This is a genomic window from Haladaptatus sp. AB643 (assembly GCF_024136975.1).
Lineage (GTDB): Archaea > Halobacteriota > Halobacteria > Halobacteriales > Haladaptataceae > Haladaptatus.
In genome coordinates this window covers 475,715-490,131 of sequence record NZ_JAMYJW010000001.1, presented here as the reverse complement: position 1 = coordinate 490,131, position 14,417 = coordinate 475,715, and the positions used below count along the sequence as shown (strand labels likewise).

The following is a 14,417-nucleotide window of genomic DNA, read 5'->3' as shown; positions in this document are numbered from 1 at the left end:
ACATCCTCCCGGAGGGATGCATAGTGAGTATACAGGACAAGTTCCAGAGTCGTATCGCTCGCTGGTCGATTTCGTACTACGACATCGTTCTGTTCGCCTTACCGGCCGTGTTGCTCGTCGGAGTGGTCGCTGAAGTCCTCCTTCCGGTACCGTCTCACGCAGGAATAACTGCTGCAGGTATCGTGTCGGCGCTCGTGCTCGGCGACGCGATGTTCAACCGGCCGCCTAGCGGGCGGTCGGTGTGACTTGGTCCTCGATGGCCTGTTTCACTTGCAACGCGGCACTGGCCGCGAGGCCGCGAGCGACTTCGTCGCGTTCTTCCTCGCCGATGAGTTCCTCATCGTCGAGTTCGTCTCGTTCCGGTTCGAACCCGGCGCTGACGATGTGACCGACCGGCGGTTGCACCGACACCGACGCCTGCGGCCCGGTCATGCTGTTCGTCACCTGCGAGCCGATGATGTACTCTTCGGGGAGATATTTGCGGGTCAAAGTGGCGATATCGGAGACGCTGTCCCGCAGAAGGCGGCGCTGTTTTGGAGTGAGTTCTTCGACATCCACGGACGCGCGCTGTCCGGCCTGCGTCACGTCGGGAATGCCAGCGTAGGGAGTATTTCCATTCATGCGGTCAACTACCCTCTGATAAGTTAGAGCACGGTATAAACCCGTCGCCCCCGGAAACTAACAAATCGGCTCGCTCCGTCCGTACACCGCGAGAACGACGGCAGTGACGTACGTCCCCGATTCGGCGTCCGCGGTGACGACCTTCGTCGTCTCGTCGGAGAACTCCCAGTCGCGCAGGGCACGGCCCGCTTCCAATCCGGCGCGGACCCGTTCCTCGATTTCCGTCGCGTCGGTGTCGCCGGACGCCTCGTAGAACAGTCCTGCGCCGTCGCTTTCGCTCCATCCGAGTCCGGCGGAGACGTGACCCGGCCCCGGGCGCGTCGCCCGCGCTTCCACGACGGTCAGACGGTTTCCGGCGGGGCCGAGGTCGGGCGCGGTGCCGACCGCTTCGACCGGCGTGTCGGCGGGGATGACCGACGATACCGAGACGAGATTGTAGTTGTGGACGTTGGCTTCGGCCAGTGCAGCGTCGTACGACGACATCTTCGTCGGTCCGCTCGCGGTTCCCCAGACGACCCGAATCGTGCTCATGGTCGGTGGTCGGTCCGTCGCGGGAAAGGGTCTGTCGATTAGCGTTCGACTTCGACCGAACTCCCGAGGTATTTCGATATCACTTCCGACACCGAATCCGCCTTGAACGTCGCCAAACCCGCCGCGATTTCCGCCTTCAACGCATCATAGTACTCCTCGTCGGTTTCGAAGGCGCGGTACTCGACGTTCGTCACGGGGACGCCGAGCGCCTCGCTCGTCAGCTTCCTGAAGTAGCGTTCGTCGCCGACGTCCCCCCGCCAGAGGTTGTCCCGGAAGAACCGCCACCCGTCCTCACCGGGTGGGTCGGCACGACGAAAGAGCCGCGTTTCGAACTCCTGGGGTTCGAGCGAGACTCCGGAAACGTCCGGTTCGAGGCGGAACCGAACCGCGAACACGTAGCGAGCGTCCATCAGCGCAGGTCGTCGAAGCGCTCGGCCATCTCGATGTCTTGATCCGTAATTCCACCCTCCTCGTGGCTGGTCAACCGAACCTCGACTTCCTTGTAGCCGATTATCATCTCGGGATGATGGAACTCCTCCTCGGCGACCTCCCCGACTTCGGATGCGAACGCGACGCCGTCCAAGTAGTCGTCGAACTCGTAGGTGCGAACGATTTCGTCACCGTCACGCTCCCAGTCGCTCGGTTTTCGATTCTCCACCTCGTCATCCGAGAGCAAGCTTGCCATACGTCGCCTCACGGCAGGGGTGTAAATAAAGCCTCTCGCCCCACCTTTTACGACGGTCGAACGTCAGCGGTCGCGTGCCGTAGCGCGCGACCGCTAGCTGTCTCCCTGTAAAAGCTGGACCAAAAGCGCTCCTCCTTCACTTCGATGGTTGACTCGCGCCGCGAGTCAACCACTCCATTCAGTCGTCGGCCCGGAAAATCTCCGATTTTCCGGAGAGATGCCAGTGATTAGCGGTTGTGTCATCGGCCGTTTTCGGCGGTCGTGTCGCCTGCCGATTCGAGAGGGAGAATCCTCTGTTCGCCTTCTAACGGTCGTGAAAATTCGGTAGCTCAGTCGTCGGCCGTCGATTCGAGGTGTTCGGTGACGAACGCGGGCGCTTCGTCGCGGAACTCGGGGTCGAACAGTTGGAGCGCGGTGTTGATGGTCGTCCAGTCGTCGTTCGCGGCGGCGTCGCGGAGGCTTTTCGTTGGGGGTGCGAGCATTTGTGAGATCAGCGCGTCGGCCATCGACTCCACGATTGCTCGTTGATCCTCGTCCAACCCCTTGGCTTCGAGGCGCGAGAGCGCGGTCTGCAGTTCGCGCTCCTTGACCCGTTCTGCACCCTCGTACATCCCGGCGATGACCTCGTCGGCCCGCTTTCGTTTGTACTGTTCGAGCAAGTTCTCGAACTCACGGTCCACCATTACCTCGACCGATTCGGCGGCGGCGCGTCGTCGCGCGCGGGTCTCGTCCGTCACGGATTCGAGCGCCTGCATATCGTGGACGGTGATTCCGTCGAGTGCCGAGACGGCCGGGGACACGTCACGTGGTTGGGCGATGTCCACGACCAAGGTCTCGCCACAGTCGTCGAGCAGGGTTGTGTCGAGGATGTGTCCGTCGCTTCCGGTCGCGGTGACGACGACGTCCGCGTACGACAGACAGGCCGGAAGCGCGTCCAAGCCGACGGCGCGGGTATCGGTCAGGTTCACGGCTTCGGCGATGGTTTCGGCGCGTTCGATCGAGCGGTTGGCGACGATGAGCGTCTCGACATCCGAATCGGCGAAGGCGTGGGCCGCGATGGTCCCCATCTCGCCCGCGCCGACGACGAGAGCGGTCGCGCCGTCCAATCCCGACTGGTCGGTTGCGAGCGCCACGGCGGCACTGCCGACCGAGACGACCCCTTCGTTGATCGCCGTCTCGGTCCGGGCGCGCTCGCCGACGTGGAGCGCCTTCGTCAGCGCCTCCTCCAGCGTCGGGCCGACCGCACCGATGGTTTGTGCCGAGGTGTAGGCGTCGCGCACCTGCCCGATGATCTGGTCCTCGCCGAGGACGAGCGATTCCAACCCCGCGGCGACGCGGAGGAGGTGTCGAAGGCTCTCCTCGTGGCTCATCTCGACGGCCACCTCGTTTACTCCGGGAACGAAATCGGCGAGCACCGCTCGGCCCGTCGACGGTGCGCCGGTGACGACGTACGCCTCGAACCGGTTGCACGTCTGCAACACGAACGCCTCCGATACCTCGGACTGCGCGGCGAGCGCGGCGACGGTGTCCTGCTGGTCGTCGTGGCAGGCGGCCGCCACGTCATCGAGGCTGGCCCGGTCGTGGGAGATGCGGATACCAGAGATGACGCCGGTACTCGGTGTCACTGGTTCTGCCCCCGGTGAATAGAAGATACACAGTTCATACGAAACACTCCGACGGTCTTATCACGTGATTAGAAAGGAACGTACGTAAAGCCTTCTAACTCGGCGTGGATATCTACCCTTCGACACCCGTGACCTCGAAGCCGAGGTCGCGGATGCCCTCCAGAATCGCCTCCTGGTCGGCGCTCGCCTCGTAGTAGAACACCATGTCGAACGTGCCGTTCCGAAGCAGTTGTTGACACTCCCAGACGAACTCCTCGCCGTCGAGGGTGAGCCCTTGGTGCTGGTTCGATGCGAAGTTCGTGTCGTCGGTCCCGGAGTAGACGTAGGTGTCGCGCGGGTCGTGACCCGCGTGTTCCGCGATGACGTCACCGATATCTACCGACGCTTGGTGCATCTGGATGTCCTCGTCGCTACCGAGATCGGTGTGAACGATGGCCCCGTTGAGTTGTATCTCTCCGGGTTCGAGCAGTTTCAGTGTCCGCTGATACAGGTCATCGTCGATGGCACTGTCCATATTCACGGATACGCGTCCCGGGTTATACGGCCTACGGTTGTCACCGTGGTTCAAAAATCGTTGTTTTCGCGCGGCAGCGTCAACTCCCGCGAGAATCAGTTACTACTGATACCGTTTACAGGCGCTGGACGTTCGTCGCGCGCGGTCCTTTGTCAGCCTGTTCGATGTCGAATTCGACTTCTTGCCCCTCTTCGAGGTCAGGGCCACCGACGTCTTCCATGTGGAAGAAAACGTCTTCGTCAGAGTCCTCTGTGTCGATAAAGCCGTAGCCACCGGTGTCGTTGAAGAAGTCAACCGTACCTTTCGCCATTGCGTTCTACCAAAGCAATCCCATACTTAAAAATCTATGCAACCACCAATGCGATATGTGAGCAATGCACATGGCCACCAGAGGACAAGGCTGATACCCGTTGGGTGAGTGGAAACGAACAAGACGATGTTGACGCGGCTTCGGCGACAATTGGAAACGGCGTACGAACGACAGTTACAACGCAGTGTTTCCGGTGCGCCGACACACGTCGCGGTCATTCAGGACGGCAACAGACGCTACGCCAGCAAGCAGGGCGACGAAGCGTCGGACGGTCATCGAGAAGGGGCAAAGACGACCGAGCGCGTCCTCGACTGGTGTGACGATATCGGCGTCGAGGAACTGACGCTGTACACGTTCTCCACCGAGAACTTCGAGCGGCCCGAACACGAACGCGAGGCCTTGTTCGACCTGCTTGAGGACAAACTGTACGAGTTCGCCGATGCTGAACGCGTTCACGACAGCGGCGTCTGCATCCGCGCAATCGGTGACGTTCCACAACTCCCCGACCGCGTCAGGGAGGCCATCGACTACGCCGAGCAACGAACCGGGGAGTACGACAACTTCGTCCTCAATATCGCGCTGGCGTACGGCGGCCGGAACGAGCTCCTCAGCGCGGCCCGCGACGTGGCCCACGAGGTCGAATCTGGGGACCTCGACCCCGACGAGATTTCCGTCGAAACCATCGAATCCAGACTCTACGCCCGGCCGCTCCGCGACGTGGACCTCATCATCCGAACCGGCGGGGACGAGCGAACCAGCAACTTCCTCCCGTGGCACGCCAACGGCAACGAGGCCGCCGTGTTCTTCTGTACGCCGTACTGGCCCGAGTTCTCGAAGATCGACTTCCTGCGCGCGGTCCGAACGTACGAATCCCGCGAACAGTCGTTTCGGCAGGCAAAGGTTCAGCGCGCGCTCGCGCTCGTGCGCGCCATCGGCGGTGTCGAACTGGATGAAGCGCGCTCGATCCTGCGGAAATTCAAGGAATACGTTCCCGATAGCGTTTCGATGGAGGAGATCGAGAGCGGGGAAGAGCGCCGAACGACCGAGTAGACGGACGATTGCTGACTACCCGTTTTTTCGATTCGTACTCCGTTACAGGGTATCGAACAGGGAGTCACCCAACTTCGAGAGCGATCCGATTCCGCCCGTCTCGACGTTTTTCGTCGTCGGCATCGGACCGGACGTGACGATGGGGGTACCGCTCACCCGCAGACGGGCGTCGTGAATTGTCGTCCGTCGACCGTTCTCTATCGTGATCCCGTCCCGATTGCCGAAGTGGTGTTGGACGGAAACCCCCGAAAACCGACAGCCGTCCCGTCCAGTGAGCAGAATGGCGGTTCCGTCCGGGGCCGCGCCGTAAATCGAGAGGTTCTCACAGGTGACGTCGTGGTTCGATGGAAGTGCTTGCATGCTCGGCATCGTGGTCGGGTCGTATTCGGTAGCCGGAGAACGCACGTTGACGGCCGGGACGCTGTGGTTGGTCTGAATCGTGGTGTTCGTGATCCGTGCGGTGCCGAACTGCTTTCCCACGACGATACCGCCGGAGCTGTACGTTCCACTCAAGTCGGTAATCTCGACGGTACAGTTGTCGATTTCCGCGTTCGTTCCCTCCTCCATCCAAATCCCGCGCATGTTCGGTTTCGCGTCCGGATTCCGCGGGTTATCGATTCGGACGGTCGCGCTTTCGACGCGCGCACCGCTCGTTCCCCCGCCGATGCGTATCTGGTCGATGCCGTTGTTCGCGTACGTCCCGCCCCGAACGAGCAATGGGCCGGAGTGGGGGGACGCGTAGAGACCTTCGGTCCAGTGTTCGACCTGACAATCGACGAACCGTAGCGATCCCTCTCCCGTATGCGTGAAAATCGCGTTTCCGCCCCGTGATCCACCTCGCATGTGAACCCGTTCGACGAGCAGGGACGCCGACCGCTCGGGCACCTCCAGTTCGAGACCGCTCCGGGAGGACGTTCCGTGGTCACCCTCGAACCGGAGGTTTCGCAGGACGTTCCGGGAACCGGCGACCGAGAACGCGACGACCGGGGAGGCGTCGGGCTTCGTGTAGTCGAAGGTGAACCCGTCGAGCACGAAATTCCGAACCGGTTCACCGTACAGCCAGTTACCCTGGTTCCCCGCCGGAATGTGGAGCGTGGCGTCGTTTCCCACGAGTCCACAGTTCTCGTGGCGGGAGCAATCGAGGTTCGAAAGCCGGTACGTTCCGGGAGGGAAGTATAGCAACCGCCCGTCCCGTAGCGCCCGACGGACCGCCGCATCGACGGGTTCGGTACCCGTGTCGTCCACACCCAGCGTTCCGATATCGACGACTTCCTCGAACCGGTCACGATAGGGACCGACGACCGACTCCTTGCTCCGCCCGGAGTTCATGTCACATCCCGCAATCGTCGCCGCGAGGGCGACACCGGCCGCTCGGAGGTACGACCGTCTCGTAGTCCTGTCGCTCGGCGTTCCCATCCCAGTCGGAGTCACAGCGGTGCGCTATTTTACGGTTGCGGGGGTAGAGGAAGTCTACAACCGCGTTTCAGGGAGTAATCGGTCCCTTCGAAGTCGAAGCGTGATGCGCCGCGGAGTCACACGGTGCCTACCGTGGGAGCGATTCGTTCACGAATCCGAACACGACACCGGGACGAACACGACACCGGGACGAACACGAATCGGAAGTTACAGTCGTGGCAGGGCGTACGCCCCGACGAGAACGCCGATTCGGCTCACGGTGTACGCGATGGCATACAGCGTGCTCGCGGCGGGTTGCAGAACGAGTAAGAGAACGAACGTCCCGAACGTGAACGAGAAGCCAACGGTTCGAGCGGAACGGGAATCGCTCATCTCCTTCCCGATAGCGTCGATTCGTTGCATGAGAACGGGAACGGCCCCGCCGAGCACGAGGCCGATGAGGATTCCAACGACGGCGACGAACGTCAACGATGGAACACCGGTGTCGAGCAGTCGGACGACGTTCTCCAGATCGTCTATCAAGTAGGCGAGAAGCACGAAGACCACGAGCACCAGTACCAACTGGAAGACGTTCACGACGAACGAGGGGGACTCGGTGAGATCGAACTCGATATCGGAGTCGGCAACCCGGAAGAACCGAAGGGAAATGACGCCGGAGAGGACGACGACGACGCCGAGAACGATGTCCACACTATCGTCGGTGAGGACGCTGAACCCGACGAAGACCGCGCCGAGCAGAACCAACAATACCGACAGATACCGCGCGAGTCGTCTTGCTCGTGTGTCGTCCATAGGCGATTATGTTAAATTGAACACAAAAGATTTCGGATATCGTCGTTCGAAAACCGTTCTCGGAATGTGAGTCGGAACGCTTCGCAAAATCGGGGTTCCTACCGGCCGAACCGCCGCTGTCGGTTCTTGTAATCCAGAATCGCCCGCAGGTAGTCACGCTTGCGGAAGTCGCGCCAGTTCACGTCGGTGAAGTACAGTTCGGAGTACACCGACTGCCAGATCATGAAGTCGGAGAGGCGTTCCGCGCCGGTTTTGATGACGAGGTCGGGGTCGGCCGGGAACACCAATCGGGATTCGATTTCCTCCTCGCCGACCTCGTCGGCCGAGACCGTCCCGGCCTCCACGTCCTCCGCGACCGCACGCACCGCTTCCGCGAATTCGTGTTTGCCGCCGAGGCCGATGCTCACCTGAATCGGTGCGTCGGCGGGGGTGAGGTCTTCGGGTCCGCGAACCGCGATTTCTCGCGGTGCGCGGACGTTTTCGAGTTCGCGTTGAAGGGTCGGTACTGCGCCGGAATCCAGCACGCTCACGTAGACCGTGATGCGTTCCGCGCCGTAGTCGAACGCCCACTGGAGGAACGATTCGAGCGTTTCGTACGCGCCTTGTTCCAGCAAGTCGCGTTCCGTGATGACGACGGCGATGTCGCTCGGCGGGTCGGCGTTCTGACGGCGAACGCGGGCCATGAGGTACTGGTCGTAGAGTCCCACTGGAACGGAGTAACCACCATCGACGCATAAACGTCACGCCCCGCGCCGTTCGCTTCCTTCGAGAATATTAAGTGGCCCTCCGCGAAAACGAAACTCGTGACTTCGAGCATTCGGCGGGCGGCGGCGTTCGCAGGGGTTGCGACGCTATCGCTCGCCGCGTCGGTGCTGGTGGCGGCCGTAGCGGCGTTGTTCGCCGCGATCGGTGCAGTCGCGCTCGTCCTCGACGAAGGGACGTTGTTCGACCTCTTCGCGCGGCCGAGCGACCGGAACGAGGGACGCCTACGCGGATTGGCCGCGTTCTCCTTTGCAACTGCCGCGCTCGCCATGCTCGTCATGCTCGTCGGGTTGCCGACGAGCGTCTTCGTCGCAGCGGTCTGTCTGCTCGCGTACGGGAACCTCACGGAACAGGTCGTTCGAACGCGGAGCAGCGCGACCATCGCCGCGACCGCCGGGTTCACCACCGGCGGCTTCGTCGCCGCTGTTTTCGCGCAAATGATCGTCCGAGGTATTCAGGGGAACCCGGTCGGACCGGTACTGCCGGAACTCGTCTTTCTCGCGGCGAGCGGCGCGCTACTGGCGGGGTTGCTCCGCTCGGTTCTCTTCGAGCGGGACGACCCGGTAGTGATGTTTTCGGTCGCGGTCCTGCTGTGGCTGTTCACCGACCTCACGATGACGGTGACGAAGTGGGACATCATCCTCGCCATCGCCATCACGGTCGGCTTCGGCTACGTCTCGTGGGCGCTCGACACGGCGTCCGTCACCGGCATGCTCACCGGCATCCTCCTCGCGTTGCTCACCATCGTCCTCGGGGGCTACCCGTGGTTCGCCGTCCTCATCTCCTTTTTCGCGCTAGGGGGCCTGTCCACGAAGTTCAAATACGAACAGAAACGCAAAAACGGCGTCGCGGAAGCCAACGAAGGCGCTCGCGGCGGTGGCAACGTTCTCGGCAACGCCGCGGTGGCACTGATTGCGGTGCTCGCGTTCGCCGCCAGCGATCGACTCCATGTCGCGGAAAGCGTCTTCCTCTACGCGTTCGCGGGAAGTATCGCGGCCGCCATGAGCGACACCCTGTCGAGCGAAATCGGCGGCGTGTTCGACAACCCCCGACTCATCACGACGTGGCGGCGGGTCGACCCCGGCACCGACGGCGGCGTGACGTGGCAGGGCGAACTGGCCGGAGCGACCGGGTCGTGTATCGTCGCCCTCATCGCCGTCTCCCTCTTCGGCTCCATCGGTTCGCTCGGCGGCGGCGTCATCGCGCTGGCCGGAATCGGCGGCATGACGGTGGATAGCCTCCTCGGTGCGACCGTGGAGGGAGAGGGACTCGGCAATCAGAGCGTCAACTTCCTCGCAACGCTTGCCGGGGGACTCATCGGTGCCGGGTTGGCGTTGGCGGTGGGCCTGGCGACGTGATCCGACCGGCGACGCCCGACGACCTTCCCCGACTCCGGGAAGTTCGGTCGTGGCTTTCCGAACCGACCCCGGAACTCCTCGAAACGACGATTTCCGAACCGGGCTCCGTCTTCGTCTCGACTGCTGCCAACGATCCAGTCGGATACATCCTCACCCTCGTCGGCACTGATGCGTACATCGCCGAACTCGTCGTGGAACCGGTACACCGCAGGGAAGGTCGGGCGAGACGGCTCCTCCAAACCGCGCTCGATTCGGCCCGTGACCGCGGTTGTGCTCGCATCTCGCTCACAGTTCACGAGAAAAACGAAGCCGCCCGGTCGCTCTACGAATCGATGGGGTTCGAACTCGTCGGGCGCGAATCGGGATACTACGCCGACGGCGGAGACGGGTTGCTGTTCGAGAACCCACTGCAGTGAAAAGGGAACGCTACTCCTCGTGGAACTGATCGGCCGTGATGATACGGACCGTCGTCGGTTTTTTGACGAACTCGCCTTCGTCGCGGGAGACTATCTGCTCGACGCCGCGCTGGGCGGCGACGTCGAGGACCCGCTGGCTGAGCGTGCCATCGAACACGACGGCGTGTGGCACCGTCTCCGACCCTTCGATGGCCGCGAACGTCTCGTCGGCCGGTGCTTCGGCCAGGATACCGAAGTCGTCATCGAGTAGTCGAACCGTCGCCGTCCCGTCATCGATGACCGCTCCGACGTGACTGCGAAGCGTCGTCGGTTCGTCTGCCGCGGCCGAATCGGTCGCTTCGGAGTCGGCCATCTCGGAATCCACCGTCTCGGAGTCTGCCGTCTCGCCCGTTTCCGACCCGTCAGGCGTTTCGGCCGTCCCGTCCGTTTCAGCGTCTTCGTCGGTTTCAGCGCTTTCCGTCGGTTCGACGATCGTGTCAGTTTCCTCGGTAGACGGTTCGCTCGTGGACGTCGTGTCCGCTTCCGAGGCGTTCGTTTCGGTGGACGATTTCAGCGGTCGAACGGTCGAAGATTCGTCTATTTCGGGTGCAGGAAGCGTGCTTCCGTCAGTCGCGGCCATCACCGTATCGTCCGCGTCGAAGCGGTCGAACCGACGTTTCCCTCGAAGGGACGCCATCACTTCGTCGCGCGAGAGATCCTCGACGGATTTTCCCGTCGGCGCGACGGCGACGTAGTCGATGTCGCCGACCTGATCGAGTTCCTTCAAGATCAGGTCGCCGCCGCGGTCGGCGTCGAGAAAGGCCGTGGTCGTCCGCGCCTGTGTGAGGTCGGCGACGGTGTCCGGGACGTTCGTTCCCTCCACCGCGATGGCGTTTTTCACGCCGTAACGGAGCAAGGTCAGTACGTCGGAGCGACCTTCGACGACGATGATGGCGTCGCTGTCGACGACGTTCGGCCCGGCCGGGAACCCTTCGTATTCGGTGATATCTTCGACGCGGATGCTCTGTCGGACTTCGTCCAGAATCTCCTGGCTCGTCATGACGCTGTCGTCGAACGACGACGACAGCAGGTCTTTCGCACGGTCCACGACTTCGCGTCGTTTCGCCGCCCGCACGTCTTCGATGCTCGCAATGCTGACGCTGGCGCGACACGGCCCGACGCGCTCGATGGTTTCGAGCGACGCCGCTAAAATCGCCGTCTCGACCTTGTCGAGGCTGCTGGCGATAGTGATGGTCCCGAACGACTGGCCGTGTTGGCTCTCGACGTGCACGTCGATTCGACCGACTTTCGAGGACTGTTGGAGGTCGCGTAGATCGAGGTCGTCTCCGAGCAAACCCTCTGTCTGCCCGAAAATCGCCCCGACGACATCACTGCGTTCTACCACCCCGTCGGCGGTAATGTCTGCGTGAATGAGGTATTTCGCTGTATCGTCCATGAGTGATGAACTGCCCTCCGGGAGGGCGTGATTGTACCGTCCATGAGCGTGGCCATGGATACGTCTCAGTGTGGCGCTCCAACGCCCAAATACCTGTCGTCACGGGGGTTCCCTCCTGCGATCCTACCACAAATTCGCGTGTAAAATCATCACCATTGATGGTCGGATTGATGATCGGCCCGCTACTCGTTCAACTTCCGGAGATGTTCCGCACCGTGAGCGAGCGACGCCAGCGGGTCGCTCGGCGCGTCGTGTTCGTAGACGAGCCAATCGGTCCCCGCGTTCCGCGCCGCGTTTACGCAGGCGGACAAATCGACGTCACCCTCGCCGAGTTCGACGGGTTCCCCGTCGAGCGTGTCCTTGACGTGAACCAACGGGGTACGATCCCCGAGCGAGTCGATGAGCGCGACCGGGTCCCGTCCCGCCGCCACGGTCCACCCGAGGTCGAGTTCGATTTCGAGTTCGGACTCGTCGAGGAAGACCTCGAACCCGGTCTTCCCACCGACGTCCACGAACTCGTGGTCGTGGTTGTGATAGCAGAGCGACGTGCTGTGGCCCTCCATCCGCGCCGCGAGTTCGTCCAGTCGCCGCGCCGTCCGCGTCGCCGCCTCCTCACTCTCGAAATGCGACGCGTCGAGATACGGCACGACCGCCCACTCACAGCCGATTTCGTGATAGATGCGCGCCGCCCGCCCCGGGTCGTCCTCCAACTCGTCGATGGGAACGTGGGCGGCGGCGACCTCCAACCCGGCATCGTCCAGCGCGTCGGCCACGTCCGCCGGGTCCGCGTCGCCGAGTCCTGCGAATTCCACGCCGTCGAATCCCACCTCGCCGACTCTCGCAAGTATTTCCGGGAGGGGTTCGTCGATCTCACGGAGCGTGTACAACTGAATCGCCGTTCGCATCATACGTTCCCGTGCGCGGGCCACGGAGTTAGTGATTGTTCCTCCCACGATGACGTGAGAGAGACTCCTGCAATCCAAACAGTCACGCCAGTAGACCCGACACGACTCCGAACTCCTGCTCCCGAAATCCACGAACGTTTTACCCGGCGACCCGAAGGGGTGGATATGTTGCTAACGCTGGAGGGACTGGACGGGAGCGGAAAGACGACCGTCTGGGAGGTGCTTCACGAGGAGTTTCCCGAAGCGGTGTTCACCCGTGAGCCAACGAACACGTGGTACGGCGATGCGGTCAACCGCTCGATAGGGGACGACGACGCCGACTCGATCGCCGAACTGTTTCTCTACACGGCGGACCACGCGGCCCACCTCGCGAACACCGTTCGACCCGCGCTGGAGGAGGGAAAACTCGTTATCTCCGACCGCTACTCCGATTCGCGGTACGCCTACCAGGCGGTCGCGCTGGACGGGGCCGTCACTCGCCCGATGGAGTACATCATCGGCGTGCACCGACCGTGGACGCGGCCGCCGGACTGTACCATCTATCTCGACGTGGACCCGGAGACGGGCGCGGCGCGAAGCGGCGCGACGAACAAGTTCGAACAGGCCGGATTCCTCGCGCAGGTACAGTCGAACTACGAACGACTGATGGAAGCCGAACCGGGGCGGTTCGTTCGCGTCGATGCGACCAATTCGCCCGAGACGGTCATCGACAACGTCGTCTCGACGATCGAGCGCGTGCTCGACAAAGCCGACGAGTAGGACCCGTCAGACCGCGCCGCCGCTTCCGAAACCGGGATGGCGACGCTGGAATCCGATAAGCTGTTCGACACGATCCGCCTTCGCCAACAGGACTTCCTTCAGTTCGGGAGGGTTGCGAATACGGGTGTTGTCGAGCAACTCGTCGGGAATCACGAGCGTATTGTCCGGGATATCGTCCTCCGCGTGAACGGAGAAGTGTTGCTGATCGATTTTCATCACGAGTGGCCAGTCCAGTCGCTCGATACCTTCGCCGGAGGAGTACAGGGCTTTGTTGACGGATTCGTGATCGTCACGACACATGACGGCGTGATCACCCTCGTATGGCTCGACGTAGAGCCGACCGAGGTAGTATCCGCTGGAAAACGACTCGAACATGAGTGACAATAACACACAAGGAGGGATAGTTATATAGGAGTTATGCGGAAGCGTTATGTCGAACGGCAATCACTCGGGTTTTCGTTCCGTGGGTTTCGGGGACGCAACGGTGATAGCAGTTCTTTTAATAACTCGCTACGCGGGTAGAATATGGCAGTTCCCGAACGCTATGCCCGCTACTATCTCGAAAACGCTCCGAGTTTGGTGGTGCTTATCATTCTCAACCTCGCGCTCGTCCTCGTCGGCGTCAACTTCTACGTGGAGACGATGCCGGGCGTTCCGCTCTTTCTCTGGCCGTTGTATGCCGATTCGCCGACTGCAGTTGCACTGTTCGCCGCGTCGCTTTTCACCCTCCTGCCGAACCTCGGCAAGCGTCTTTCGGACTCCCCGCAGAACCTGCCGCTCGCGTATCTCAACACCATCGCGTTCGTCTGGCTCGTCCAATTCGGCCTCTGGACCTTCACCGCGCTCAACCTCGGCTTCTCGCACTACTACGCCCCACCGTGGACCGACCCGGGTATCCTCGACTACTGGGGCATCATCATCGCCCACCTCGCGTTCATCCCGGAGGCGTATCTCATTCCGAACTACGGAAAGACGACGAGAGGTGCGCTGGTGGCGGCATTCGTGTTGATGATGGCGAACAACGTTTTCGATTACGTGTTCGGTTACCACCCTCCGCTTCGCTACAAAGTCGGAATCGTACTACCGATTCTCTCCGTCGGAATTACGTTCCTGTCCGTCTTCGCCGCTTCACACGCTATGGACCGGTTAGAGTGATTGAGATGTCTTTTTAAACGTTCTTCCCTCCTCTCGATTCCTCGTTACGAGATGTGAACAGAACGAACGAATTACCCCCTTTT

General features: G+C 61.9%; 19 protein-coding genes. 6 read left to right on the top strand and 13 right to left on the bottom strand.

The annotated features are described in order from the left end of the window. Positions 1 to 23 precede the first annotated feature (23 nt). On the top strand, positions 24 to 245 hold the full coding sequence (locus tag NKF25_RS02540; protein ID WP_253225151.1) for a hypothetical protein: 222 nt from the start codon (positions 24 to 26) through the stop codon (positions 243 to 245). On the opposite strand, the gene NKF25_RS02535 is transcribed toward NKF25_RS02540, so the two are convergent. The 7 genes from NKF25_RS02535 to NKF25_RS02505 form a co-directional block, all read right to left on the bottom strand. Then, positions 226 to 621, bottom strand: a complete 396-nt coding sequence (locus NKF25_RS02535) for a DUF5811 family protein (RefSeq protein ID WP_066140809.1) — start codon at positions 619 to 621, stop codon at positions 226 to 228. The genes NKF25_RS02540 and NKF25_RS02535 overlap by 20 nt on opposite strands. Before the next feature lie 57 nt (positions 622 to 678). After that, positions 679 to 1,152 carry a pyruvoyl-dependent arginine decarboxylase gene (locus NKF25_RS02530; RefSeq protein ID WP_253225150.1) on the bottom strand — a complete coding sequence of 158 codons (474 nt, stop codon included), beginning with the start codon at positions 1,150 to 1,152 and terminating at the stop codon, positions 679 to 681. A 38-nt stretch (positions 1,153 to 1,190) separates the two neighbouring features. Next, a complete protein-coding gene (gene lwrS / locus NKF25_RS02525) occupies positions 1,191 to 1,562 on the bottom strand; it encodes an LWR-salt protein (RefSeq protein ID WP_253225149.1) in 372 nt (123 codons plus the stop codon). Continuing rightward, entirely contained in the window at positions 1,562 to 1,837 is a 276-nt protein-coding gene (locus NKF25_RS02520) for a 4a-hydroxytetrahydrobiopterin dehydratase (protein WP_253225148.1), read from the bottom strand. The genes lwrS and NKF25_RS02520 overlap by 1 nt, the downstream gene beginning before the upstream one ends. Before the next feature lie 329 nt (positions 1,838 to 2,166). Next, entirely contained in the window at positions 2,167 to 3,462 is a 1,296-nt protein-coding gene (hemA, locus tag NKF25_RS02515; RefSeq protein WP_253225147.1) for a glutamyl-tRNA reductase, read from the bottom strand. A gap of 112 nt (positions 3,463 to 3,574) precedes the next feature. Further along, positions 3,575 to 3,976 (bottom strand): DUF5778 family protein, encoded by a 402-nt coding sequence (locus NKF25_RS02510; protein WP_253225584.1) that lies wholly within the window; start codon positions 3,974 to 3,976, stop codon positions 3,575 to 3,577. A gap of 115 nt (positions 3,977 to 4,091) precedes the next feature. Then, positions 4,092 to 4,286 carry a cold-shock protein gene (locus NKF25_RS02505; protein ID WP_007976778.1) on the bottom strand — a complete coding sequence of 65 codons (195 nt, stop codon included), beginning with the start codon at positions 4,284 to 4,286 and terminating at the stop codon, positions 4,092 to 4,094. 126 nt (positions 4,287 to 4,412) lie between these two features. On the opposite strand from NKF25_RS02505, the gene uppS reads away from it, so the two are divergent. After that, positions 4,413 to 5,336, top strand: coding sequence for a polyprenyl diphosphate synthase (gene uppS, locus NKF25_RS02500; protein WP_253225146.1), 924 nt, complete (start codon positions 4,413 to 4,415; stop codon positions 5,334 to 5,336). A 42-nt stretch (positions 5,337 to 5,378) separates the two neighbouring features. Here the strand turns inward: uppS and NKF25_RS02495 are convergent, their stop codons facing one another. From NKF25_RS02495 to NKF25_RS02485, 3 genes are all read right to left on the bottom strand, one after another. After that, on the bottom strand, positions 5,379 to 6,767 hold the full coding sequence (locus tag NKF25_RS02495) for a hypothetical protein (protein WP_253225145.1): 1,389 nt from the start codon (positions 6,765 to 6,767) through the stop codon (positions 5,379 to 5,381). A gap of 192 nt (positions 6,768 to 6,959) precedes the next feature. Then, entirely contained in the window at positions 6,960 to 7,544 is a 585-nt protein-coding gene (locus NKF25_RS02490) for a hypothetical protein (RefSeq protein ID WP_253225144.1), read from the bottom strand. A 98-nt stretch (positions 7,545 to 7,642) separates the two neighbouring features. Further along, a complete protein-coding gene (locus NKF25_RS02485) occupies positions 7,643 to 8,251 on the bottom strand; it encodes an undecaprenyl diphosphate synthase family protein (protein WP_253225143.1) in 609 nt (202 codons plus the stop codon). A gap of 96 nt (positions 8,252 to 8,347) precedes the next feature. Here NKF25_RS02485 and NKF25_RS02480 point away from each other — a divergent pair, with 96 nt between their 5' ends. Together NKF25_RS02480 and NKF25_RS02475 are read left to right on the top strand one after the other, a co-directional pair. Further along, complete coding sequence (locus NKF25_RS02480) at positions 8,348 to 9,664, top strand: DUF92 domain-containing protein (RefSeq protein WP_253225142.1); 1,317 nt, start codon at positions 8,348 to 8,350, stop codon at positions 9,662 to 9,664. After that, positions 9,661 to 10,080: a GNAT family N-acetyltransferase gene (locus NKF25_RS02475; protein ID WP_253225141.1), complete on the top strand. Its 420-nt coding sequence runs from the start codon at positions 9,661 to 9,663 to the stop codon at positions 10,078 to 10,080. The genes NKF25_RS02480 and NKF25_RS02475 overlap by 4 nt, the downstream gene beginning before the upstream one ends. Before the next feature lie 10 nt (positions 10,081 to 10,090). On the opposite strand, the gene dnaG is transcribed toward NKF25_RS02475, so the two are convergent. Together dnaG and NKF25_RS02465 are read right to left on the bottom strand one after the other, a co-directional pair. After that, positions 10,091 to 11,515, bottom strand: coding sequence for a DNA primase DnaG (dnaG, locus tag NKF25_RS02470; RefSeq protein ID WP_253225140.1), 1,425 nt, complete (start codon positions 11,513 to 11,515; stop codon positions 10,091 to 10,093). 182 nt (positions 11,516 to 11,697) lie between these two features. Then, complete coding sequence (locus tag NKF25_RS02465; protein ID WP_253225139.1) at positions 11,698 to 12,423, bottom strand: sugar phosphate isomerase/epimerase; 726 nt, start codon at positions 12,421 to 12,423, stop codon at positions 11,698 to 11,700. Between the two features lie 162 nt (positions 12,424 to 12,585). Between NKF25_RS02465 and tmk the strand changes: the two genes are divergently transcribed. Then, positions 12,586 to 13,179, top strand: coding sequence for a dTMP kinase (tmk, locus tag NKF25_RS02460; RefSeq protein WP_253225138.1), 594 nt, complete (start codon positions 12,586 to 12,588; stop codon positions 13,177 to 13,179). Between the two features lie 6 nt (positions 13,180 to 13,185). Here tmk and NKF25_RS02455 read toward each other — a convergent pair whose 3' ends face one another. Then, on the bottom strand, positions 13,186 to 13,554 hold the full coding sequence (locus NKF25_RS02455; RefSeq protein ID WP_253225137.1) for a DUF5802 family protein: 369 nt from the start codon (positions 13,552 to 13,554) through the stop codon (positions 13,186 to 13,188). 150 nt (positions 13,555 to 13,704) lie between these two features. Between NKF25_RS02455 and NKF25_RS02450 the strand changes: the two genes are divergently transcribed. Then, positions 13,705 to 14,334 carry a DUF1405 domain-containing protein gene (locus tag NKF25_RS02450; protein ID WP_253225136.1) on the top strand — a complete coding sequence of 210 codons (630 nt, stop codon included), beginning with the start codon at positions 13,705 to 13,707 and terminating at the stop codon, positions 14,332 to 14,334. The last annotated feature ends 83 nt before the right edge of the window (positions 14,335 to 14,417 follow it).

Excerpts from the sequence above, each read along its gene's own strand:
- NKF25_RS02535 (WP_066140809.1), bottom strand. The coding sequence starts at position 621 with ATGAATGGAAATACTCCCTACGCTGGCATTCCCGACGTGACGCAGGCC.
- NKF25_RS02530 (WP_253225150.1), bottom strand. The coding sequence starts at position 1,152 with ATGAGCACGATTCGGGTCGTCTGGGGAACCGCGAGCGGACCGACGAAG.
- lwrS (WP_253225149.1), bottom strand. The coding sequence starts at position 1,562 with ATGGACGCTCGCTACGTGTTCGCGGTTCGGTTCCGCCTCGAACCGGAC.
- NKF25_RS02520 (WP_253225148.1), bottom strand. The coding sequence starts at position 1,837 with ATGGCAAGCTTGCTCTCGGATGACGAGGTGGAGAATCGAAAACCGAGC.
- NKF25_RS02510 (WP_253225584.1), bottom strand. The coding sequence starts at position 3,976 with ATGGACAGTGCCATCGACGATGACCTGTATCAGCGGACACTGAAACTG.
- NKF25_RS02505 (WP_007976778.1), bottom strand. The coding sequence starts at position 4,286 with ATGGCGAAAGGTACGGTTGACTTCTTCAACGACACCGGTGGCTACGGC.
- uppS (WP_253225146.1), top strand. The coding sequence starts at position 4,413 with ATGTTGACGCGGCTTCGGCGACAATTGGAAACGGCGTACGAACGACAG.
- NKF25_RS02490 (WP_253225144.1), bottom strand. The coding sequence starts at position 7,544 with ATGGACGACACACGAGCAAGACGACTCGCGCGGTATCTGTCGGTATTG.
- dnaG (WP_253225140.1), bottom strand. The coding sequence starts at position 11,515 with ATGGACGATACAGCGAAATACCTCATTCACGCAGACATTACCGCCGAC.
- NKF25_RS02465 (WP_253225139.1), bottom strand. The coding sequence starts at position 12,423 with ATGATGCGAACGGCGATTCAGTTGTACACGCTCCGTGAGATCGACGAA.
- tmk (WP_253225138.1), top strand. The coding sequence starts at position 12,586 with ATGTTGCTAACGCTGGAGGGACTGGACGGGAGCGGAAAGACGACCGTC.
- NKF25_RS02455 (WP_253225137.1), bottom strand. The coding sequence starts at position 13,554 with ATGTTCGAGTCGTTTTCCAGCGGATACTACCTCGGTCGGCTCTACGTC.
- NKF25_RS02450 (WP_253225136.1), top strand. The coding sequence starts at position 13,705 with ATGGCAGTTCCCGAACGCTATGCCCGCTACTATCTCGAAAACGCTCCG.